The sequence below is a fragment of the Bacillus sp. FSL M8-0266 genome, from assembly GCF_038613425.1.
Classification (GTDB): domain Bacteria; phylum Bacillota; class Bacilli; order Bacillales; family Bacillaceae; genus Bacillus; species Bacillus pumilus.
Genome location: NZ_CP152015.1, coordinates 1877147 through 1901535, shown reverse-complemented (window position 1 = coordinate 1901535; position 24389 = coordinate 1877147). Strand labels below are relative to the sequence as shown.

21 protein-coding genes and 2 pseudogenes are annotated in these 24389 nt (G+C 41.8%); 22 read left to right on the top strand and 1 reads right to left on the bottom strand.

Annotated elements, in window-relative coordinates; genetic code table 11:
- The first annotated feature begins 48 nt into the window (after positions 1-48).
- The 5 genes from MKY83_RS09575 (at position 49) to MKY83_RS09555 (ending at position 4640) form a co-directional block, all read left to right on the top strand.
- The gene (locus MKY83_RS09575; RefSeq protein ID WP_113768443.1) at positions 49-825 is read left to right on the top strand and encodes a MurR/RpiR family transcriptional regulator; all 777 of its coding nucleotides are present in this window, start codon (positions 49-51) and stop codon (positions 823-825) included.
- A gap of 123 nt (positions 826-948) precedes the next feature.
- Positions 949-1863, top strand: a complete 915-nt coding sequence (gene pfkB / locus MKY83_RS09570) for a 1-phosphofructokinase (RefSeq protein ID WP_217013192.1) — start codon at positions 949-951, stop codon at positions 1861-1863.
- A gap of 12 nt (positions 1864-1875) precedes the next feature.
- The gene (locus MKY83_RS09565; protein WP_106067710.1) at positions 1876-3294 is read left to right on the top strand and encodes a fructose-specific PTS transporter subunit EIIC; all 1419 of its coding nucleotides are present in this window, start codon (positions 1876-1878) and stop codon (positions 3292-3294) included.
- Positions 3295-3309: 15 nt separating this feature from the next.
- Positions 3310-3768, top strand: coding sequence for a fructose PTS transporter subunit IIA (locus MKY83_RS09560; RefSeq protein ID WP_065098137.1), 459 nt, complete (start codon positions 3310-3312; stop codon positions 3766-3768).
- 2 nt (positions 3769-3770) lie between these two features.
- On the top strand, positions 3771-4640 hold the full coding sequence (locus MKY83_RS09555; protein ID WP_065098136.1) for a class II fructose-bisphosphate aldolase: 870 nt from the start codon (positions 3771-3773) through the stop codon (positions 4638-4640).
- Positions 4641-4679: 39 nt separating this feature from the next.
- Here MKY83_RS09555 and MKY83_RS09550 read toward each other — a convergent pair whose 3' ends face one another.
- Positions 4680-6200: an MDR family MFS transporter gene (locus MKY83_RS09550; protein WP_065098135.1), complete on the bottom strand. Its 1521-nt coding sequence runs from the start codon at positions 6198-6200 to the stop codon at positions 4680-4682.
- Between the two features lie 169 nt (positions 6201-6369).
- On the opposite strand from MKY83_RS09550, the gene MKY83_RS09545 reads away from it, so the two are divergent.
- The 17 genes and pseudogenes from MKY83_RS09545 (at position 6370) to MKY83_RS09465 (ending at position 24374) form a co-directional block, all read left to right on the top strand.
- Positions 6370-6789, top strand: coding sequence for a MarR family transcriptional regulator (locus tag MKY83_RS09545; protein WP_065098422.1), 420 nt, complete (start codon positions 6370-6372; stop codon positions 6787-6789).
- 293 nt (positions 6790-7082) lie between these two features.
- Positions 7083-8696 (top strand): T7SS effector LXG polymorphic toxin, encoded by a 1614-nt coding sequence (locus MKY83_RS09540; RefSeq protein WP_260406926.1) that lies wholly within the window; start codon positions 7083-7085, stop codon positions 8694-8696.
- 20 nt (positions 8697-8716) lie between these two features.
- Positions 8717-9052 carry a hypothetical protein gene (locus MKY83_RS09535; protein ID WP_003211795.1) on the top strand — a complete coding sequence of 112 codons (336 nt, stop codon included), beginning with the start codon at positions 8717-8719 and terminating at the stop codon, positions 9050-9052.
- 10 nt (positions 9053-9062) lie between these two features.
- Positions 9063-9596: pseudogene (locus MKY83_RS09530) on the top strand (hypothetical protein); the annotation flags it as partial.
- Between the two features lie 18 nt (positions 9597-9614).
- Positions 9615-9959 carry a hypothetical protein gene (locus tag MKY83_RS09525; protein WP_003212179.1) on the top strand — a complete coding sequence of 115 codons (345 nt, stop codon included), beginning with the start codon at positions 9615-9617 and terminating at the stop codon, positions 9957-9959.
- A 97-nt stretch (positions 9960-10056) separates the two neighbouring features.
- Positions 10057-10334 (top strand): annotated as a pseudogene (locus MKY83_RS09520) (contact-dependent growth inhibition system immunity protein); the annotation flags it as partial.
- Positions 10335-10603: 269 nt separating this feature from the next.
- Complete coding sequence (locus MKY83_RS09515; protein ID WP_302053125.1) at positions 10604-12676, top strand: BglG family transcription antiterminator; 2073 nt, start codon at positions 10604-10606, stop codon at positions 12674-12676.
- 15 nt (positions 12677-12691) lie between these two features.
- A complete protein-coding gene (locus MKY83_RS09510) occupies positions 12692-12958 on the top strand; it encodes a PTS sugar transporter subunit IIB (RefSeq protein WP_065097405.1) in 267 nt (88 codons plus the stop codon).
- Positions 12959-12983: 25 nt separating this feature from the next.
- Positions 12984-14246: a PTS ascorbate transporter subunit IIC gene (locus MKY83_RS09505; protein WP_113767747.1), complete on the top strand. Its 1263-nt coding sequence runs from the start codon at positions 12984-12986 to the stop codon at positions 14244-14246.
- Positions 14247-14263: 17 nt separating this feature from the next.
- Positions 14264-14956 (top strand): D-allulose 6-phosphate 3-epimerase, encoded by a 693-nt coding sequence (gene alsE / locus MKY83_RS09500; protein WP_265209085.1) that lies wholly within the window; start codon positions 14264-14266, stop codon positions 14954-14956.
- Positions 14957-15137: 181 nt separating this feature from the next.
- Positions 15138-16178, top strand: a complete 1041-nt coding sequence (locus MKY83_RS09495) for a LacI family DNA-binding transcriptional regulator (RefSeq protein ID WP_065097402.1) — start codon at positions 15138-15140, stop codon at positions 16176-16178.
- 217 nt (positions 16179-16395) lie between these two features.
- Positions 16396-17652: an ABC transporter substrate-binding protein gene (locus MKY83_RS09490; protein WP_065097400.1), complete on the top strand. Its 1257-nt coding sequence runs from the start codon at positions 16396-16398 to the stop codon at positions 17650-17652.
- 30 nt (positions 17653-17682) lie between these two features.
- On the top strand, positions 17683-18615 hold the full coding sequence (locus MKY83_RS09485) for a sugar ABC transporter permease (protein ID WP_065097399.1): 933 nt from the start codon (positions 17683-17685) through the stop codon (positions 18613-18615).
- Complete coding sequence (locus MKY83_RS09480) at positions 18615-19445, top strand: carbohydrate ABC transporter permease (RefSeq protein WP_065097398.1); 831 nt, start codon at positions 18615-18617, stop codon at positions 19443-19445. Before MKY83_RS09485 ends, MKY83_RS09480 begins: the two co-directional genes overlap by 1 nt.
- Before the next feature lie 31 nt (positions 19446-19476).
- On the top strand, positions 19477-20817 hold the full coding sequence (locus tag MKY83_RS09475) for an alpha-glucosidase/alpha-galactosidase (protein ID WP_065097397.1): 1341 nt from the start codon (positions 19477-19479) through the stop codon (positions 20815-20817).
- 339 nt (positions 20818-21156) lie between these two features.
- Positions 21157-22617, top strand: coding sequence for a CoA-acylating methylmalonate-semialdehyde dehydrogenase (locus tag MKY83_RS09470; protein WP_065097396.1), 1461 nt, complete (start codon positions 21157-21159; stop codon positions 22615-22617).
- 233 nt (positions 22618-22850) lie between these two features.
- Positions 22851-24374 (top strand): glycoside hydrolase family 43 protein, encoded by a 1524-nt coding sequence (locus tag MKY83_RS09465; RefSeq protein ID WP_189318738.1) that lies wholly within the window; start codon positions 22851-22853, stop codon positions 24372-24374.
- Positions 24375-24389 lie beyond the last annotated feature (15 nt).

Sequence of the window (24389 nt, the reverse complement as noted above, 5' to 3'; positions counted from 1 at the left end):
TTTATTAGGTATTTAATTATAGTATGAAATGAGTAAGGGGGAATCGAATTGAATGAACCACTATTTAACATTCCAAGCGAAGTGTATCAAACGCTAAGTGAAACAGAACGTTATTTACTCCATTATATTCACCAACATTTAGAGGATATCTCCACCTTATCCATCGTCACATTGAGTGAAAGAGCGAATGTGTCGACAGCCACAATTGTCAGGCTGATGAAAAAAATTGGCTACAACGGCTATACATCCTTTAAATATCGATTGAAACAAGAAAAGAAAATGACCGATGCAAGCGATCAGCTCAAAAACATTGATGAAGACATCAAACTAGCGATTCGGAAAAACGAAGAAGAGGTTTTAAAAACGATCCAGCTGCAAAGTATTGGGCAAATTGAAGATGCCGTTCAAAAAATACATAATGCGGACAAAATTTATATTTTCGGCAGAGGTTTCTCAGAGATGATTGCCAAAGAAATGACCATCAAATTACAGCTCATCGGAAAAACATGCGAAGTACATGACGATCCGAATATCATTCGGCTGAAATCGAGAGACATCAGTAAAAACGAACTTGCGATCTTTGTTTCATTAAATGGCGAAACAGCAGAGCTCGTTGAAGCGTGTCAAAATCTTAGCATGAGGCAAGTCACGACCATTACCGTCACAACGAGAATAGATTCTACATTAAGCAAAATATCAGATATGACTCTAGTCGGATATAAAGGCGAACAATCTTTCTTCCCAGATTATGAGGTCAGATCGCGTTTGTCTCTTCATGTCATTGCCCGCATTTTACTAGATGCCTACGTGATTCGAATGAAATAACCGATAAAGAAGCCTTCGAGACTTTGATCTAGAAGGCTTTTTATACCTTTACACAATCTGAAAACATTTTCACTCCAGCGTATGAGATACTTTCTTTAGAGAAAAGAAAGAAGGTGAAACCAATTGATTTATACCTGCACCTTAAATCCTGCTATTGACCTATATATTGCATTAAAAGAAATGAAGGCAAATGCAGTCAACCGCACCGAAGATGAAGATTATCAGCCGAATGGCAAGGGAGTCAATGTCTCCATTATGCTAAAGAAATATGGATTCACCAGCACTGCATTAGGATTTATTGCTGGGTTTTCAGGCTCTTATATTGAACAATCCTTAAAGGACCTTTCCATTCAAACCGATTTTATCTCAGTTGAAGGAATTACCCGCATTAATGTTTTTATTAATACGACAGAAGAATACAAGCTCGTGAACCAAGGACCTGCGATTGAAGAAAAAGCACTTCACGCCTTTCGTGAAAAAATAGCGGCCATCCCGCAGGGGGACATCCTGATCATGTCAGGCAGCCTGCCAAAAGGCGTACCAGCCAGCATTTTTTCAGAAGTAGCAGCTATTTGTCATCAGAACAACGTCAAGTTTATTTTAGACACAAGCTCCGCAGCAGTTCTTGAGACGCTTCAATACAAGCCGTATTTATTAAAACCGAATGAAGAAGAAATCGCTGCTTTTTTCGGCAAAACACAGCCTATGTCAGAAAAAGAACTCATTGAATCAGGAGAAAAGCTCATTGAGATGGGTGCAGAGCAAGTGCTTATTTCCCGCGGGGGAGAAGGGGCTTTGTTCATTACGAAAGACGCCGTCTTAAAAGGAAACGCACCGACAGGCATTGTAGTAAATACAGCTTGCTCTGGAGATGCGATGCTCGCAGCCTTTCTTAGTAAACAGATTGAAGGTCATTCACCTGAAGAGTGCTTACGTTACGGCATTGCAACTGGCGCATCTACTGCATTTTCTAAAGGCTTAAGTGATTTACATGACATTCATTCATTAATTGATCAAGTACACATTGACAAGATATAAGGGGGAATAGACATGAGCCGCAAAAAAATTGTCGCTGCAACTGGCTGTCCAACAGGCATTGCACACACATTTATGGCAGCTGAGGCATTAAAAATAGCTGCTGAGCAACTAGGGGTCGACATCAAAGTCGAAACGCATGGTCAAGTAGGAATTGAAAACGCTTTAACCGATCAAGACATTCTGGAGGCCGATGGGGTCATTGTCGCAGCTGACAAAGATGTAAATACAGATCGTTTTCACGGCAAACCACTGATTGAAGTGCCTGTTGCGAAGGGTATCCGCACGCCAAATGAACTGATCCAAGGCATTATCAATGGAGAAGCTCCCGTTCATCAAGTGAAAGGAAGAGCTACTGGAACAGAAAAAACATCTGCTTCTTCTTCACCAGCTCAACAAAAGTCGGCGAATAAGTGGATACACACCATCTACAAACATTTAATGAACGGTGTATCACACATGCTTCCATTTGTTGTTGGAGGCGGGGTCTTAATTGCTTTATCTTTTCTATTCGGTATTTACTCAGCTGATCCTCAGCATGAAACGTATCATCCGTTTGCAGCCTATTTGAAAAGCATTGGTGGACTCAGCTTTAGCTTAATGGTGCCTATTTTAGCAGCATTTATCGCTGATTCAATCGCCAGACGACCAGGGATGGTTGTCGGATTTATCGGCGGCCTGCTTGCAAACGATGGAGGCGCTGGATTCTTAGGTGGTATTATCGCAGGTTTCGCAGCAGGGTATATCATCGTACTCCTACAATTCCTGCTTCAAAAATTACCTGCATCACTTGACGGATTAAAATCAATCTTCATCTATCCTGTCATCGGTATTTTCTTAATTGGGGCTGTGATGACACCTCTATTAGTTCCAATCACGGGGCTAAATAATTCATTAATGGATTTTCTCTCAGCTGTTCAATCCACGAATCCGCTGCTCTTAGGTTTAATTGTTGGAGCGATGTGTGGATTTGACATGGGAGGACCTTTTAACAAAGCAGCCTATGTCACAGGAACGGCTTTACTTGCAGAAGGTAACCTTTACTTCATGGCAGGTGTGTCAGCAGCATGTATCACACCACCGCTTATCATTGCGATTGCCACAACGATTTTCCGAAAACATTTCACACCGCAGGAACGAAATGCAGGAGCAATCAACTATATTCTAGGAGCGACACATATAACAGAAGGGGCCATCCCATTTGCGGCAAAGAACCCGATCGTTGTCCTGCCAATTATCATGTTTGGTTCCGCCATCTCTGCTATATTGACGTATCTCTTTGGCGTACAGGTTCCAGCTCCGCATGGCGGATTCCTTGTCCTTCCAGTCGTCACAGGCGCATTCCAGTGGGTACTATCCATACTGATTGGATCACTTGTAGGTGCCATTTTATACGGACTGTATCGTAAAAAAATAGACAAACCCGCAGTTTAATAGGGAGGAAGAGAAATGATGGAACATATTTATATGAATCTTCATGAAACCGCGTCGTCACAAGCTGGCGTTTTCGCAGCCATTGCTGACATTGCCTACAAAGCAGGTATTTGCACATCACCAGAAGATGTTAAAAAAGGCTTAGCTGAAAGAGAAGCACTGAGCACAACTGGATTTCAAGATGGATTTGCTATTCCACATACACAAACAGACGCCATCACAAAACCAGCACTCGTGATCGTACGCACGGAAACAGGCATTGAATGGGACGCTTTTGATGGGAAGCCTTGCTTTTTCTTCTTATCCTTACTGATCCCCAAAAATGAAGCAGGGACCACTCATCTAAAGGCCCTTTCTGCCCTTTCACGAGGATTAATGGATGAAGCGAAACGACAAAAGCTGCTTGAAACAAGAACAAATGAAGACATGCTGACTGTTTTAGAAACAGATATTTTAACGAGAGAGGATGTTTGATCATGCCTTTACTATCAACAACACCGATGCTTGAGACTGCGAAAAAAGAAAAATACGGAATCATTGCATTCAATGTACATTCCTTTGACAGTATTTATTGGGTGCTCGAAACGGCCGCAGAATTAAAATCACCTGTCATTTTGCAAACAACGGTTGGAACAGTTCAATCTCTTGGAGCAAAAGCGATTGCAGATACAGTCAAAGCGGCGGCTGATCAATATCAAATCCCAATCGGTCTGCACCTCGATCACTGTACGGACTTTGATGTGATTCTCACCTGTATTCGCGCGGGATATACATCCGTCATGATCGATGCATCAATGCATTCATATGAAGAAAATGTTCGTCGCACAAAAGAAGTTGTGGACCTCGCATTAAAAGTAGGGGTGAACGTTGAAGCAGAATTAGGTAAGGTAGGCGGCGTAGAGGATGATATCGTCGTCGATGAAAAGGATGCTGAAAAAGCCATTCCATCAGAATGCCGTCAATTTGTAGAAGAAACTGGGGTACCAACTTTAGCACCTGCAATTGGTACCGCACATGGCATTTATAAAGGGGTTCCGGATATTGACTTTGACCGCATTGAACAAATTGCATCACTGGTCAATGTTCCCCTTGTGCTGCACGGCGGTTCCGCTGTACCGGATGAAGACGTCAAACGATGTGTGGCACTTGGTATGGCAAAGGTCAATGTCTCAACTGAATTAAAAAATGCGTACTCTGAAGCCATCCGCGATCATTTTTCAAACGAACCAGAAAGCTTAGATCCACGTATGTATTTACAAAAAGCAAAACAAGCAGCAAAAGATATGGTCACATCGAAAATACGGATCGTTGGCAGTGAGGGCAAAGCCCTTCCTCTATATCAGTGAAACAAAAAAGCAGAGCCGCTTAAGCTCTGCTTTTTCACATTATTCGTTTTCTTTCATTTCATTTGATGTGTGTACCCGTGCATTTCCCATAAACAGGACCGTAATCGCTGCAAGGGCAATAGGAAACAATGCAATCAAAAATACGTACGTAATACTTTGTGACATCGCATCGATGACTTTATTTAAAATATCAGGCGGAATTTGTGAACGGGCACCTTCTTGAAAAATGGCTTGTGGATCGCCAATTTGAGAAGGTGCGCCTTTCATTCCGCTAAAGGCATCTGCTAAGCGATTCGATAGGACATTGGTTTGAATCGTCCCAAAAATCGTGACACCAAGTGTCATCCCAAGTGATCTCATAAATGAATTGGTCGAGTTTGCACTGCCTCGGTAACGAGGGGCAAGATCATTCATTGAAGCTGACGGCAGAAGGGAGAAGCTGAAGCCGACACCAAATCCTGATATCATCATAAAGATTGTGAGCCAAAGTCTAGCTGTATCTGGTGACATATTGGCAAGGAGCAGCATTCCCGCGAAAAATGAAATAACAGAGATCGCCATAAGACGTCTAAAAGGCACTTTCGTCTGCATCGTTCCGCCAATCATACTGCCAATGACAGACCCAATCATCATTGGTGTTAAAATGAATCCTGCACTAGTGGCAGATTCACCGTACACAGCTTGAACGAAAATAGGAATGAAGACGGCAAGAATAATAAATGTTGCGCCATATAAAAACGCCAAAATTTGAGATGTCGCAAATAAACGATTTTTAAACATCCAAAATGAAATAATCGGTTCCTCCGCTTTACGCTCAACAATAAAGAAGATGGTACCAAACACAAGAAACGCGGCAAAAAGTGTGAGGATTTGCACTGAATCCCACGCATAAGATTTACCACCAAGCTCAAGAGCGAACATCAAGCTCACAACCGCCACGACAAGTGTGATAGCACCTGACCAGTCAATTTTCTGCTTGCGATGTTCTAGCGATTCCCGGTAGTATCTGGCAATCAAGACCACACTAACAATACCAATTGGCACGTTAATATAGAAAACCCAATGCCAGCCGATTGAATCTGTGATAATAGCTCCTAATAGTGGTCCTAGTACACTCGATAAACCAAACACTGCACCAAACATACCGGACATTTTTCCGCGTTTTTCAGGCGGGAAGATATCAAAGATGATCGTAAACGCGATTGGAAGAAGGGCACCGCCTCCAAGCCCTTGAATGGCTCGGTAAATAATGAGCTGATCCATCGTTTGTGCGATACCGCACAGCGCAGATCCAATTAAAAAGAAAATAAGTCCAAACAGAAAAAAACGCTTTCGACCATACATATCAGAAAGCTTTCCGTAAATCGGCATTCCAGCCATTACTGCCACCATATAAGAAGCCGTCACCCAAGCAAATTTATCAAAACTGCCCAAATCTGCTACGATGCTTCCCATTGCTGTTGCAACAATGGTATTGTCCATCGCCGCCATAAAAATTCCTAACAGCAAACCGATGACAACTAAGCGAGTGGATGCCTTGCCTTTATCCACATGATTCATTCATTTACCTCCTGCTTACGTTCTCTCCTTATTTTTGCTATGATCAACTTAAATATAAAGGAAGAGAACATTTATCTTGATGATCAAGATAAATTGATTTTAAAGGGAGGAGAACAAGTTGTCAATAAAGAACGACGCAGAAGACAGAGCAGACCTGATCATCCATACAATGAGGCGCCTCGCCACACGAACGGTTTTATTCCACCAAGCGGCCGCACAATCGCTTGGTCTTTTCCCAACAGACCTCAAATCAGCCGATTTATTAAACGAACTCGGGCCGCTCACAGCAGGAGAATTAAGTGAAAAAACAGGTCTTAGCTCAGGTGCGGTCACAGCTCTGATTGACCGCCTTGAAAAAGCAGGCTACGTCAAAAGAGAAAAGGACCCAAAGGACAAACGAAGAGTCATCATCGTTCCATTAACGGCAGGGAAATCACAAGTAAAAGAACTCTTCCAATCCTTATCGGCATCAACAAAACAGCTTACAAACGAATACAAACGAGAAGAATTAGACTTAATCATTCAATTTATTACCGAAGCAGCAGATATTATGGACCAAGAGCTGCAATTGCTTAAGTCTAAGTCGTAAGAGAGCACACTGTTGCGGGTGTGCTTTTTCTATGAGCTGTTCAAATAAGGTAGCGAGGATTATAATTGGCTCAATTAGTGGTCTCTTCTTACCATGGAATTGCTCTATAACCTTGTTTACAATGATTTAAAAATCGCGTCTTAATGATTACTGACGATAGCGGAGCTAAAGCGTTCTAATAAAACACGGTTCATGACATATTAAGTACTTTTTTGTATCTTTATTCCTATTTAATGACAAACTTTGTGTTGGTAAAATTGACCTTGTCAATGAATGGGAAGGAGTGAATTCTTCTGGGGAAGATACTTGATGCAAAAGCACTAACAAGTGCCATGGATGCAAGGGCAAAACACTACCAGGAACTCCGTGAACAAATGGTAGATTTAAAAAAAGCACTTCAAGGCGTGGCTAACCTCGGTGATGATTTCACTGGAAAAGGTGCCGATAACATTAAAAGCTTTTATAAAGAACTGGCTGGAAATGTAGATATGTTTATCAGCTTCATTGATAAGCAAAAAGCCTTTCATGAAGGTGTTTCTGGGACACTAGATGATACAAACTTTGGCGGCGACACCTTTGTAGAAGAACACTTTTTAGACAACGCTGTACATATGGGCGTCAAAAATGCCAAAAGCATTGTGAAGGATCAAAAAAAGGCGCTTAAAACGATTTTTCAAGACATCGACGACCTCATTTCTCTAGAGGTATTTGATAGTCAAACCTTTGATGAAAAAATTGCAGATGCGGAAGACGAGCGAAAAAAGACAGTGAAAGACCTAAGAGAGCTTGATCAAAATTTAAAAGATGAATATGCTTTGTCAGAAACGGAGCAGCAAGCTACAATGGCATTGTACGCAGAAATGATGAATGCCACAAATGACGGAAAAGCGATTTCTCCGATGAATTTTGACAAGAAAGCGTATCAAAATAGCGAAATCTACAAGGCAAAAAGCGATATTGAGAAGCAAACTTCCGAATATCTCAACATTAAAAAAGAACAACAGAAAGCCCGCGAGATCGCAAAGGAACAAGAAGCACTCGCCAACCGCCCTTGGTATGAAAAAGCACTCGATTATGGCGGAAATATCGTCAATGAATTGACAGGTGTGAACGATGCAAAACGAGCTGCAACTGGCGTTGACCCAATTACAGGGGAAAAACTCGCCGCAGGTCAGCGCGTCGCCGCAGGCGGCATGGCAGCAGCGGGTTATATCCCAATCGTCGGATGGGCAGGACGCATTTTCAAAGGCGGGAAAGCTGTTTATAAAACCACCCAAGCCACATCAGCCGCAGTCAGAGCAGTCGACATTTACAAGACATCGCAAAAGTCTTTTGACGCCTTAAAAACATCTCAAAAAGGCTTATATGGCCTCACCGCCACCAACGGTTTCAGTGAAGCAATTACAGGTAGAGACATGTTTGGGAATAAGGTCTCGAAAGAACAGCAGGAAGCGAGTATGAATGCGGCGCTGGGAATGCTTTTGCCGTTTGGGGCGAAAGGGTTTCATGGGAAGATGGGGGTTAAGGATGCTGAAAAATATAATACCCATACAATGAAACACATTTATCATGGTGAAATTAACAAAAGAGGAAAAGCAGTTGGTTATCACCATGAAAGTATGCAGGGTGGAAAGGTTATTCCAGGAAGTGAAAGTCTACCAGATAAACACGGTATTTATAGAGCTAAAGTTGAAATTGATGGAGTTGAAAAAGTAGCTAAATCAAGTTTCTTTCCTAAGGAATGGAACCGCGTTGATGTGTTAAAAGCTATTGATGAAGCTTACCAAAATAAACAACAGATAGGTCCTAATAAATTTAAAGGTGTAACATCATCAGGAATTAAAATAGAGATGTATCTGAAAAAAGATGGATCAATAGCTACAGCGTATCCATTATATAAAAAATAATATGAAGGTGATTAGCTTATATGAGATATTCATATGAATTTAAGGAAGACAAATTTGGAGATTTAGCAATTATACTACCAGAAGAAATAAGTATTTTCTCAGATTTTATACAAGATATTTCAACAGAAGAAGAAGTGGATGAGTATATAGGATATATTCAAAATGTGATAGATGGAGTATACGAAAACTTTGAAATTACATTGAATGCTACCAGTGTAAATATCAAAAAAGATGAGACAGTAGTTGAACATCATTATAGGATTGAAGAACCCTTTGAAAATAAAATTGAAACGAAGGAGTTCATAGAACTGTTGTTAATTTGGAGAGAGAAAATACCAGAAATATTCAAAGATTAAACATTACTGTCGAGACATGTTTGGAAATAAGGTCTCGAAAGAACAGCAGGAAGCGAGTATGAATGTTGCGCTGGGAATGCTTTTGCCGTTTGGGGCGAAAGGGTTTCATGGGAAGATGGGACTAACTCCAAACATCTCGAAGAGACACGACAAAATAGCTCATAATCACTACTACAGTAGAAAAGACTTTAGAACTCAAATCAACAATTCTACCTTTACAGAACATGGTTTTAAACATTTAAAAGCAAAAACAACTGAACAAGCTAAGCTATTTAGCGAAACAGGACGAAAGCAGGCACAGTATTTGCCTAATATAAAAAATAAAGTTATTGAGAAAGAAGCATTAAAAAAAGGGTTCATTGTAGAAAACGAGAAAGGTGCAGTATATTTTATTTATAATACTGGTCGTCCAGTTGGTTTTGATTTAGGAGTCGAAACGTCTTGGGTTAGAGCGGAACTAACTTCAAGTGGAGTTTTTCATGGTCATCCAATAGCAGGTAATCGATTACAAGAGTATTTAAAAATAGCTAAACCAAGATCATAAGGAGCGTAAGTATTTAAAATGAAAATTGAGAAAGAACTTCCTAAATATAAACTTCAGCCACTTAGAATACCTTCAGGCTGGGAAATTAGTTACAATTCTTTAACAGAGTTAGATCCGGCATTACTCAATAAAGATGAACATGATAAATGGCTAAATTTCACAGAAGATTTATTGCAAATCAAGAATAGTAAGAAAAATATACTGCTAGATGTTGGATGGTATCCGGAAGCTGATCCGGAAGGGGTTTATGGTTTGGATGTAGTAGAAGACTTTAATTGGGAAAATCCAGTCACATCATTTGAAACGAATCAAAAAGGCGAATTAATAGAAAAAGTCGAGTTTCTATTGTGGCAACTGAGTTAACAATAAATAGAATAACCATCACCACTAATGGAATCAAGGTTTCACTTGTCTAATATAATTGGTGATTTTAATTATAATACATTGTAGAGATGATTCAATGAATGAGAGCTACAGTTATTTAGAGGAGTTAGAAGATTTTTTAGGTGGGACATTTCATCAGGATATTCATTCACAAGAAGAAGCGTTAAATGAGTTTATTCATTTAGCTAGCGAAGAATGTCTGCTGTCTACTATAAAGGATTGTCAGGATTTTTGAATAGTACTTTAAATTTACAGGAAAAAGAATGCTTTATCGTTAATAATGTAGAAATCTATTTTCCAGAGATCTCATTAAACCCGCTACAGTGGCTTAATAAAATAATAGAGAAAATGAAAAGAAGAAGTGAAAATGAAGTAATAAAAGGTACTCAAAATTTTTCACAACCTAACCTCATTACAAAGGTTTTCTATTACATAAAAGAAGACCAAAGGATAAATTTAGCCTTTTTATACAAGTCTCAAAGCACACTCAAGCGGGTGTGCTTTTTCTTATAGCAAAAGAACACCCAAAAAGCTGCACAGCATTTGCTGAAGACATTTGGGCTTCTTTGATGCATGTGAGTTGATTAGACTTATAACCAAAGGGAAGAAGGGAGGAATTCGAACTGCACTTAACCAAAAGGGGCACGACTTTATTATCGATGCTGCTTCACACAACCTCTTATCTATCAATTGAAGATTTACAGAATCGACTGAATGTCTCTACTCGAACCGTCTACTCTGAAATCAAACGAATGAATAGCTGGCTGAAAACTCATGAGCTTAGTGGCGTTCAGCGAAAAGATCAACTTGGCTACTACTTACACACACATGAAAAAGAAGTCATTATTCAAAAAGCTGACACCATTCTTGTCGGTCACGATTATGAACCATGTGTAAAGGAAAGAAGGGCGATCCTGCTCTTATCCATTGCATGCAATGAGAAATATCTAAAAATAGATGATTTTATGAAGCTCACCAAAGTGAGCAGAAATACATTGCTTGAAGATATGAAACAGCTAAAAGAAGCACTTTCAAAGCAGCTGCTCACGCTTCACTATCAGGCAGCCTGCGGCTATTTGATTTCAGGAAAAGAAAGAGCGATTCGATTGGCGCTGAAACCTTATATTCATTCCATTCGCACCATGATAAAAAATGAAAAAGCGTTTCCATCTTTTTGGTTAAAGGGGCCAATTTCATATAACAGGTTAAAGCATCTCCTCGAGCAGTCAGAACAAGAGCTTAAGCTCGAGTTTGCAGATGACATGCTGGATCAGCTGTCTTTAGATCTCTTTTTCTACTTTAAGCGGATGAAGCTAGGGCGTGCTGTACACCTTTCAAACGAAGAAAAGCGTACATTGCAGGAAACAGATGAATGTTTGGCGGCTATTCGTTTCATGGCACGAATTCAAAGAGAAACCGGCCTTCAAGTTCATGATGATGAAATCTATTTTCTTAGCACTCTATGGCTCAGCGCCAAGAAACAAAAGCTTCCATCAAGTCAAAAGCCAGAAGAGCATCTCATTCGCACCATTGCCAGACAAATGATTTTTGATTTTCAGCGGTATGCTTGTATCTCCTTTCAAGAGTACGAAGCCTTGGAGCAAAACTTAACCATGCATCTCATCCCAGCCTATTACAGACTCATCTATCACATTGATATCAGCAATGAATTAACAGAATCTATTAAAAAAACACAGCCAGAAGTGTTTGACATCACTCAAAAGGTCGTATGCCATTTAGAAAAGGCGACCTGCTCAAAGATAAGTGATCATGAAATTGCTTACGTGGCGATGCATTTTGGTGGTTGGATGAGAAGAGAAGGAATTTCGCCAATTGTGCGGCGTTCTGTATACATTGTTTGCGGCGAAGGAATTGGCACAAGTCATATGCTAAAAACACAGCTTATCGAATTAATCGGTTACATCGAAGTTCGTGATCTATTATCAAAGCGATCATATGAAGAAATGTCATCCATTGATGTCGACTTTGTTGTGTCAACAACACCTATTTCGTTTAAAGGAAAGCCCGTTCATCTCGTTCATCCCATCCTTACTGCCTATGAGAAAAAAACCTTACTTCAATATGGAGAAGGTGAAGTAACCAGGTTTGATGAGAAAAATGTGAACGCTTTATTCAACATCATTCAACAGCATACTATCGTACAAAATGAAAAAGCACTGCTTCGTGATCTTAAAGAGCTACTTCATCCCGCATATGTATCCCATCAGAAAGGGTGGAAACCAGTGTTAAACGATTTATTAACAGAAAAAACCATTCAACTCCAGCAAACAGCAGAAACGTGGCAAGAGGCCATCACAAAAGCAGCGCAGCCTTTACTCGATCAAAATGCCATTCAGAAAGGTTATGTGGAGGCCATGATTCAGTCCGTTGATCAAAATGGACCTTATATTGTGATTGCACCACAAGTAGCCATTCCACATGCTAGACCAGAGGACGGCGTGAACGAATTAAGCATGTCACTCATGTCATTCGAACGGCCCGTCTTTTTCTCTAAGGATGAAAAAAAACAGGTTCGTCTCATCATCGTGCTAGCAGCCATTGACAGTATGACCCACTTGAAAGCACTCAAACAACTGACCATGCTTTTAAGTGATGAAAAACGGAGGGAACAACTGGTTGAAGCAAATGAATTAGCATCGGTGCAAAAACTAATTGATCAATTTTCACAACGATAAAGGAGGAAAAAGAGAATGAAAAAAATTCTTGTTGTGTGCGGAAACGGATTAGGAAGTAGCTTTATCGTAGAAATGAATGTCAAAAAAGCATTAGAAGAGTTAGGACTTGTAGCTGAAGTGGACCATACCGATCTCAGCACAAGTAAAAATGAACTGGCTGATCTATATATCGGAGCAACAGACATTATCGATCAGCTGGATGACGGCACAAGAAAGGTCGCTGGGTTAAATAACTTGTTAGACCAGAAAGCCATTAAAGACGTCCTTCGTAAACACATTTAAGCCACGAAAAAGGGGGATTCACATCATGATAGAACTGATCATGAACGATATATTGGGCACACCAGCCATTCTCATCGGGTTGTTTGCACTGGCCGGTTTACTTTTGCAGAAAAAATCAGCCGCAGATACCGTGTCAGGCACCTTGAAAACAACGATGGGTTTTTTAATATTAGGAGCGGGCGCCACAGTCGTATCTGATTCACTTGGAGTTTTTCGAAAAATGTTTGAAGTAGCATTTCACATTCAAGGGGTTGTCCCAAATACAGATGCCATGGCGGCCATTGCTCAAAAGGAATTCGGGACACAGACGGCTCTCATAATGATTTTTGGCATGCTGGTCAATTTATTATTGGCAAAATTCACGCCCTTTAAATACGTCTTTTTAACAGGACACCATACCTTGTATATGGCTGCAATGCTCGCAGTCGTTCTCTCGACAGCTGGAATGCAAGGAGCGTTTCTTGTCACCACCGGTTCGATTATATTAGGGACAGCTATGGTCATTGCACCCGCTATTCTTCAGCCATTCACAAGGAAAGTCACTGGAAGCGATGATCTCGCGCTTGGACACTTCAGTACTTTCGGTTATTTTACAGCGGGAATGATCGGAAAATGGATCGGTCGTCCGGAGAGATCAACAGAAACCATTCAAGTGCCTAAATCACTCGGCTTTCTACGAGATACATCTGTGGCCATTTCAATCACGATGGCTTTGCTGTTCTTTGCGATTGCACCATTTGCTGGGATTCCCTTTATAGAACAAATGAGTGGGGGCACGAACTTCGCTGTCTTCATTCTCATTCAGGCTATAACCTTTGCTGCTGGTGTGTACATTATTTTAGCCGGGGTGCGGATGGCAATCGGTGAAATCGTGCCTGCTTTCAAAGGGATTGCCGATCGTTTTGTGAAAGGGGCAAAACCGGCACTTGACGCACCAACCGTTTTTCCATTTGCTCCAAATGCAGTCATTATCGGTTTTTTATGCAGCTTTGCAGGAGGCATCGTATCCATTTTTCTTTTACCTTTGTTTGGTTTAACTGTCATTGTTCCTGGTCTTGTCCCTCACTTTTTTTGCGGCGCTACAGCAGGAGTGTATGGCAATGCAACAGGAGGCGTGAGAGGGGCTGTCGCTGGGGCATTTGCGAATGGGTTGCTTCTTTCTTTTTTACCTGCTTGTTTATTACCTGTGTTAGGAACCCTTGGTTTTGAAGGGACAACTTTTGGAGATACAGACTTTGGTATCATCGGAATCTTGATTGGATTGATCAAGCTTTTATTTCAACTGTAAAAAGGAGGAACCTGGGAATGACAGCCATTTTTTCACCTTCACTGATGTGCATGGATTTAACGCATTTCCGCGAACATATTCATATTCTCAACACAAGAGCAGATCGATATCATGTCGACGTCATGGATGGTCATTACGTGAAAAATATCACCTTATCACCCTTTTTCATAGAACAGCTTCGAAAACTGACAGATAGACCAATTGATGTGCATCTTATGGCAGAATACCCCCAAGAATTTTTAATCGATGCCTGCATTGATGCAGGCGCAAGCATGATCTGCTTACACCCAGAGGTCGTGCAAAGAGACGTCTTTAGAATCATTCGGCATATCCATCAAAGAAAATGCGAGGTCGGCTTTGTCTTAAACCCCGCCACACCAATTGCAGTGTTAGATACCTATATACATTTAATAGACCGAGTGACGATCATGACGATTGATCCAGGCTTTGCAGGGCAGCCTTTTATTAAAGAAATGCTTCAGAAAATGAAACAGGTGAAAGATGTAAAAGAGAAGGGAGGCTACACGTTTTCAATTGAAGTAGACGGCTCTTGTAATGAGAGCACGTTCCGGCTGCTTGCTGAGGCTGGAAACGAGATCTATATTATCGGCAACTCAGGTTTATTTGGACTTCACCATCAACTTGATACAGCTTGGGAGACAATGAAGCAATTGTTTTCAAAAGAAACAGACTCAATTGAATCACGTTAGTAAAAGAGGATGAAACCCATCCTCTTTTTTACGCAACTTTACTAAAACCTCACATCTAACCAAAACATACTCAAAAACAAAATAAAAAATCACGAATTCACACTTGAAAGCGCTTTATCAACATGTTATCCTTCAAATACCTTTAGTAAATATTTAGTCAAAAACCAAGAGGAGTTTGCCTATGACCACACTCAAAGATATTGCTCATGATGCAAAAGTGTCCGTTTCTACTGTATCCCGTGTGTTAAATGGCGATCAAACCCTTGCCGTTTCGCACGCAACAAGACAAAACATCCTCGACATTGCAAAGAAGTTAAACTATACCCCAGTGAGAGCAAGAAAAGCCGATCAAGCAGAGGAAAAAAGCCCATCTGAATCCCCAGTCATCGGTATCGTTGTCGCTCAATCCATTGACGAAGAATTAAATGACCCCTTTTTTTCATCGATTCGAAAAGGAATTGAAAAAGAATATGCCAAACAAGGGCTCTCCACCCTCCATACCTTTCGCCTGAGAAGCATGGATAAAGGGGCGATGCTAAAGGATATTGACGGTTTGATCGTCATTGGACGAATTAGCCCTGATACGGTGGAAAAAATGACAAATCGAATGGAACACATTGTTTTTATCAATCATTATGCGGATGAGGATTTATATGATTGTGTACATGTCGATTTTGTCAGAGCGGCAGATCGAGCGATTCGCCATCTGCAATCGCTTGGCTATACACATCTAGGTTATCTTGGCGGAAAGGAGCGAGAGCATTATTTCGAAGGTAATGCTGTGATTGAGGACGAAAGACAAACGACGTTTATGAAAAGAATGCAAGAGGCAGGTAGTCTTCATCTGGATGACATCCATATTGGAGAATACTCCATGCAAGAAGGCTATACGCTCATGCAGAAGGCCATTAAAAAAGGAAACCTGCCACAAGCCTTTTTTATCGGAAGTGATTCAATGGCGATCGGTGCAATGCGCGCGCTCAACGAAGCCGGTCTAAGTGTTCCTTCAGATGTATCTATTGTTGGGTTTAATGACATTGAAGCTGCTTCATTTTCAAGCCCGCCGCTTACAACCGTCAAAGTATATACAGAAGAAATGGGGGAAGTCGGTTTGAAGCTTTTGCTTGAGAGAATAAACGGCAGAAAGCTTCCTCTAAAAGTTGTCATGCCAACAAAACTCATCGAAAGAGGCAGCACATGCCTCATCCATGAAAGGGGGTGAACCGCGTTTTTAGCAAACAAAAAAGAGACAAAAAAGCAGAAAGCAAGCTGCTTCGCATGATGGCCAGATCATGCGAAGAACAAGGCAGCCTACCGGTATGCTCTCTTATCTCTTTGAAAAGAATAGAATTCCAGTATAATGGACTTCTTTTGTTTCCGCAACTGCATGAATTCTACCGATTATCGTCTGAATTTTCAGTGATTAAAAGGAGGAAACCATGAATAAAAAAATCATGCTACTCACTGCGGCCTTTATCTTGACCATTCTTTTGTCTGCTTGTAGCAATAGCGGAACGTCCGAAGCAAACGGAAAGGTCACCCTAACTCTCTTTTCGACGATGAGCAACAGCGGGGAAAGAAAAGCGTTTGAAGAAGTGATTCGTAAGTTTGAAAAAGAGCATCCACATCTTCGAATCGATGCCAACTTCCCAGGCAACAGCTATGAAGATACGATCCGTGTCAAAATGGGGGCAAATGATATGCCGGATCTGTTTGACACACACGGCTGGGCCAAACTGCGCTACAGCGAGTATGTCGCTGATCTAAAAGAAATGGATTGGGTGAAACAGCTTGATCCTTCACTCGATCAAATTTTAAAGGACCAAGATGGAAAAGTATACGCGTATCCGCTGAATCAAGCAAAAGACGGGCTTAGCTTTAATGCCAATCTATTAAAGGACTATGACATTGAGGTTCCTAGAACACTTGATGAATTCAAATCGGCTTTGCTGACAGTTAAGGAAAAGAGCAAAGGAGAGGTTGTGCCGCTCTGGATACCAGGAGGAGACAACTCAAATATCGCCCAAGTTTTTGATGAACTCGCCACACCTTTATTGATCACCAGTCCAAACCATCGATACGGAAAAGACCTTGAAAACGGATCATTTGATTGGTCTCTCTATACACCGCTTGCACAGTTCATGAAGGATCTGAAGGATCAAGATCTTTTAAACAAAGATGTCCTCACAGCAAAACTATCTCAAGCACCTGAACTGATGGCACAAAACAAAATAGCTTTCACCTTTGTCGGAGGGTCTTTAGGACCTGAGGCGACAGAACTCAATCCATCGATCAAAGTAGGCACGATGCCTGTTCCTGCCATTCATGAAGGAGATAAGCAAAGCTGGATTGGAGGAGAACGGTTTACGGTCGCTGCATGGAAGGACTCCAAACATCTAAAAGAAGCAAAACAATTCATCGATTTTCTCGCAAAGCCTGAAAATGCGAAAAAAATCGCAGAAGGCACCTCCTCTGAAGCAGCCTTAAAGCAAGTTAAAGCGAAAAACTATTACTCTATGTTTTACGATCAATACGAAGAGGTGAAGGTTGAACCGTATTTCGATCGAAAATACTTACCAAGCGGCATGTGGGCTGTCATGTCAACAACGAGTCAAGAATTATTAGCAGGCTCCATCACACCAGAACAATTATCGAAGAAGATGGAAGAGGAATATAAGCGTCTGAAAAAACAATAGCAGGCTCATGCTGAAACAGGAGTGAATCCAATGAATGACATCACAAAAGCACAGCAGCCAGCCGCATTCACCTCTTTACCAAAGCAGAAAATGAAAAAAAGCCAAAATTCATCCCTTTGGTGGATGTACTTGCCAGCTGTTCTCATTGTCAGTACCTTTATCATTTATCCTTTTTTGAACGGAATTCAGCTATCTTTTACGAATTGGAATGGGTTCTCACAAACTTATGAATGGATTGGGCTTGATCAATATAGGCGTCTGCTTCAGGACCCAACCACATGGCTTGTTGTTAAAAATACGCTTCTATACGGAATCGGTAGCACAATCTTACAAAATATCATCGGACTTGGATATGCTCTTTTATTAAATCAAAGCTTAAAGATGAGAGCGATCACAAGAACAGTCATCTATTTACCTGTCATGATTAGTCCGATTGCGATGGGCTATATTTGGTATTTCGTGTTTACTTACCAAGGCGGTGCCTTAAACGATGTGGTGACGCTTTTTGGATTTGATCAAATGAATGCGCTTGGCAATCCCCAATTAAACACATGGATCATTGTGCTCGTCAACACCTATCAATTCGTCGGGATTGCGATGATCATTTATTTAGCAGGACTGCAAAGTATTCCTAAGGATTATTATGAAGCGGCACAATTAGACGGTGCATCCAGCCTCCAGCAATTCAGGCGAATCACATTGCCGCTCCTTATACCGTCTATCACCATTAATGTTGTGCTGAATGTCATTGGCGGGCTCAAGCTCTTTGATGTCATTGTGGCGCTCACTGGCGGCGGACCGGGAGATTCCTCACAATCGATGTCGACCTTTATGTATGATCTGTATTTCAAACGTCAGGATGCAGGCTATGCAGCAACTCAAGGGGTCTTCATGGCGGTCATCATCCTTGTCATTAGTGTCGCAGCGTTGATGTATTTCAAACGAAAGGAGACCGAGGTGTGATGGAAAATGCCTTTAAACGGAAGAAGAGATGGTACACCTTCCTCGCCCTTTTGGTGACATTGCTTCATCTCATTCCATTTTATATCTTGGTAACGACATCATTAAAGGGGATAGGAGATTTCAGTTCAAAATGGCTATTTCCAAAAGCGCTTCATCTTGAAAACTTTCGCACGGCATGGACAGAGGCTCAGCTTGGCCAATCCTTTTTGAATACCGTGATCATTACGTTCAGCTCTGCTGTATGCCTCATCTTTCTTGGCTCTCTTGCAGCCTATCCGCTCGCAAGAAGAAGCACAAAGCTAAATAAAACAGTTTATGTTTTATTCATCGCCATTATGGTCATTCCACCACTCACAGCCCTTGTCCCGCTCTATAAATTGGTCGTTCAAATTGGGATGATGAACACCTATCAAATCGCTATTTTAAATAATGTCGCTGCTTTTTTGCCGCTAACGATTTTCTTATACGCAGGCTTTATCCGGTCAACCATTCCAAAGGAGCTTGAAGAAGCAGCCCGTATTGATGGAGCTGGGACACTTAGAGTTTTTTTCACCGTCGTTTTTCCGCTTCTGAAACCCATTACCGCTTCTGTTTTAATCATTGCCTGTGTGTATATTTGGAATGACTATCAATTTGCCATCTTCTTTTTACAAGATAAAGAGATGCATACACTCACAGTCGCCCTATCCCATTTTTTTGGTCAAAATCAACATCAGCTTCAGCTCGTTGGTGCTGCTGCGCTCATTGCAATGCTGCCAATGGTGACGATGTTTTTACTGTTGCAAAAATATTTTATCGCAGGGCTTTCACAAGGCTCTGTCAAAGGGTAGTTCAATATGGATGCGAAAAGGAGAGTCGTCTATGTCTAAAATTACATTTATCGGTGCAGGGAGTACCGTGTTTGCTAAAAATATATTAGGAGATTGTTTGTTCGTCCCTGCACTAAGCGGTTTTGAATTCGCTTTATATGATATCGACCACAACCGGCTGAAAGAATCCGAAACGATGCTCCGCCATTTAAAAGAGAACTACGGTGCACATGTGACCATTACGTCCTATCACAACCGAAAAGAAGCCTTAAAGGATGCGAAATATGTGATCAATGCTATCCAGGTTGGAGGCTACCGGCCAAGCACGGTGATTGATTTTGAGATTCCGAAAAAATATGGGTTAAGACAAACGATTGCGGATACGGTTGGCATCGGCGGGATCTTCCGCTTCCTTCGAACATTTCCTGTGATGCTTGATTTTGCAAAGGAGATGGAAGAGGTTTGCCCAAATGCTTTATTGTTAAATTACACAAATCCAATGGCCACACTGACAGGTGCGATGCTGCGCTATACACCGGTTCAAACGGTGGGTCTTTGTCATAGTGTGCAGGTATGTACAAAGGATCTATTTGAATCACTTGAAATGGATCATGAAGGCATTGAAGAAAAAATTGCTGGCATCAATCACATGGCGTGGTTATTAGAAGTGAAACGGGACGGAAAAGATTTGTACCCTGACATCAAAAGAAGAGCGAAAGAAAAGCAGAAATCACGGCATCATGATATGGTACGTTTTGAGCTGATGGATAAATTCGGCTACTATGTCACAGAATCCTCAGAACATAATGCCGAATATCATCCTTATTTCATTAAATCACGCTATCCAGAACTGATCGGTCAATTTAACATTCCGCTTGATGAATACCCGAGACGCTGCGAGGAACAAATCAACAACTGGAATACCATGAAGCATGACCTTGTGGGCAATACACAGATCACACATACTCGCTCAAAAGAATATGGTTCTCGTATCATTGAAGCGATCGAAACGAACGTTCCCTTTAAATTTGCCGGGAATGTGCTGAATACAGGAGGCCTCATTCACAACCTGCCTGAAAAAGCGTGTGTCGAAGTGCCGTGTGTTGCAGATAGGAGCGGTATCATGCCATGCTATGTCGGAGAGATCCCTGAACAATTGGCTGGACTCAACCGGACCAATATCAGCTCACAGCTCATGACAATCGAAGCAGCAATCAGCGGCAAAAAAGAACACATTTATCAAGCGGCATTACTAGATCCACACACAAGCGCTGAACTATCGATTGATGACATCATCAAATTATGCGATGAACTCATTGAAGCACATGGTGAAATGCTCCCACATTTTTCAGAACCGAATCAATATGCCGCATCAACCAACTTACAGAAATAAACCAGACTCTACCTGATGCAACGCGCATCAGGTTTTTTTATGCTGCAAAAAAGAGGATTGACTGAAAGCGTTTTTAATATTATGATTTTTCTAAAGTTAACCAAAAGTTAATCAAAAATACACCATGAATGAATCACATTCCGGAATTATTTCTCATAAACAAATGGATGGGCGGCAACCTTTCACACGTTAGAGCAAGCTTTTATCACAACGTAAACCAAAACGACAATAATATTTGACAAAGAGTGTATACAGATGGACGCCCGTTAGATGAGACAATGACAACCAAACACATCCTATAAGCATGACACATTTTTTCATAAAAAGGAGAGAGGGAACATGACCAAAACAGATGTACAAATGTTGAAAAATTATATTGGCGGACAATGGATTGAGGCAGAAACTAGTCAAACAGAGGCAGTATATAACCCAGCTACTGGCGAGATCATCGCAGAAGTGCCGCTTTCAACAAAAAAAGATGTCGAACGTGCGGTACAGGCAGCACAAGAAGCATTTACCACTTGGTCGAAAACACCCGTTCCCCGCCGTGCACGCATTTTATTTAAATATCAGCAGTTACTCGTTGAAAAATGGGATGAGCTGGCTGAACTCGTAACGATTGAAAATGGAAAGAGCATAACAGAAGCAAAAGGAGAAGTGCAGCGCGGGATTGAATGTGTCGAATTTGCCGCTGGTGCACCAACCTTAATGATGGGAAAACAATTACCAGATATCGCATCTGGACTCGAATCTGGCATGTACCGCTATCCAATTGGCGTCATTGGAGGGATTACTCCATTTAACTTTCCGATGATGGTCCCTTGCTGGATGTTCCCACTTGCCATTGCCTGCGGAAATACGTTTGTTTTAAAACCTTCAGAGCGCACGCCGATTCTTGCCGCACGTTTAGCCGAGCTATTTGAAGAAGCAGGTCTTCCAAAAGGTGTTCTCAACATTGTCAATGGGGCTCACGATGTCGTCAACGGTCTGCTTGAACACCAAAAGGTCAAAGCCATTTCATTTGTCGGCTCTCAGCCAGTTGCAGAATACGTCTATAAAAAAGGCACAGAGCATGGCAAACGTGTCCAAGCACTTGCAGGAGCAAAAAATCACTCCATTGTCCTCAAAGATGCAGATTTAGACGCGGCAACGAAACAAATCATTGGTGCTGCCTTTGGATCAGCAGGAGAGCGCTGCATGGCCGCGGCCGTTGTCGCTGTGGAAGAAGAAGTGGCAGATGAGCTCATTCAAAAATTAGTTGATGAATCGAACGAGCTCGTCATTGGAAACGGAATAAATGAAGAGGTCTTTCTTGGTCCAGTCATTCGAGAGGAACATAAGGAGCGAACGCTTCAATACATTCAGTCAGGGATTGAAGAAGGCGCAAGTCTCATTCGAGATGGCAGGAAAGATCACGAAACAAACGAAAAAGGGTATTTCGTTGGACCAACGATCTTTGACCATGTTACAAATCAAATGAAAATTTGGCAGGACGAGATTTTCGCCCCAGTCTTATCAATTGTTCGTGTCCCTTCACTAACAGAAGCAATCGACCTGTCCAATCAATCAAAATTTGCGAACGGTGCCTGCCTGTACACAGACAGTGCATCAAGCATTAGAGAATTTCGCGAAAACATCGACGCAGGGATGCTCGGCGTCAATATCGGTGTTCCCGCACCAATGGCATTTTTCCCGTTTTCCGGCTGGAAGGATTCTTTCTACGGGGATTTGCACGCCAATGGAACAGACGGAGTGGAGTTTTACACAAGAAAGAAAATGGTAACCGCTCGTTATATGTGATCAACAGTCATGAATAAGCTAAGAAAGTGCAGTTCCAAAAGGGGAACTGCGTTTTTTTGTTGTCTCCTAGTCAAAAAGTAAGGGTTTACATAGTTGTGTTAGCAGCGATCCCCCAAGAAATCATCCTTTGTATTCATTCTTCATCAGCGTCTATCAACATAATTTGAAATTGGGCGTAAACCCCAAGATTAGGAAGATGAAAACAGGAGGAAAATGACACGATGAGAAAGAGGATGAAGTGCGGTGTAGGTTTTTTGATTCTAGCTTTGGTACTAAGCTGTATACCAGTATATGATGCGAGTGCAGCAAGTACCCCCATTGCAAAACGAGTAGGAAATGCAAATCCGCTCATAGATCATCACCTGGGAGCAGATCCGTTTGCGCTCACCTATAACGGCAGGGTGTACATTTATATGTCGAGTGATGACTATGAATATCACAGTAATGGAACGATTAAGGACAATTCTTTTGCAAATTTGAATAGGGTTTTTGTCATCTCTTCGGCGGATATGGTGAACTGGACAGATCACGGAGCGATTCCAGTAGCTGGCGCAAATGGAGCCAATGGCGGAAAAGGAATTGCCAAATGGGCAGGCGCTTCTTGGGCTCCAGCCGCTGCGGTGAAAAAAATCAATGGGAAGGATAAATTTTTCCTTTATTTTGCTAACAGCGGCGGAGGGATTGGCGTCTTGACAGCGGACAGCCCGATTGGTCCTTGGAAAGATCCTATCGGAAAAGCGCTCGTCACGCCAAATACACCAGGGATGTCCGGTGTTGTATGGCTGTTTGATCCAGCCGTATTTGTAGATGATGACGGGACCGGTTATCTATATGCCGGCGGAGGCGTTCCAGGCGGTTCAAATCCAACGCAGGGACAATGGGCCAACCCTAAAACAGCAAGAGTCCTGAAGCTAGGGCCTGACATGACAAGTGTGGTCGGCAGTGCATCAACCATTGATGCTCCTTTTATGTTCGAAGATTCAGGGATGCATAAGTATAACGGTACCTATTACTATTCCTATTGCATCAATTTTGGCGGCTCCCACCCAGCAGATAAACCACCAGGCGAGATCGGTTATATGACGAGCTCAAGTCCTATGGGTCCCTTTACGTATAAAGGACACTTCTTGAAAAATCCAGGTGCATTTTTCGGTGGCGGCGGTAACAACCATCATGCTGTGTTCAATTTTAAAAACGAGTGGTATGTCGTGTATCACACGCAAACGGTGAGCTCTGCCTTATACGGAGCAGGGAAAGGCTACAGATCTCCCCACATTAATAAGCTTGTGCATAATGCTGACGGCTCCCTTCGAGAGGTCGCAGCCAATTTTGAAGGCGTTAAACAGCTTTCCAATCTAAATCCTTATCAACGGGTAGAAGCTGAAACATTCGCTTGGAATGGACGCATTTTAACAGAGGCCTCCTCAGCACCTGGTGGGCCAGTCAATAACCAGCATGTCACAAACATTCAAAACGGCGATTGGGTGGCTGTCAGTAATGTCGATTTCGGATCGAGAGGTGCCAGAACCTTTAAAGCCAATGTAGCAGCCGCTTCAGGCGGACAAATTGAAGTACGTCTTGGCAGTCCAGACGGCAGAATTGCCGGAACACTCAATGTCCCTTCCACAGGCGGAAACTGGCGAGAAATAGAAACAGCTGTAAACGGGGCAACGGGAGTACACAACGTATTTTTTGTCTTCAAAGGAAATGGTGCCAATCTATTCCAATTTGATTCCTGGCAGTTTACTCAAAGGTAAACAAAATCTGATGCT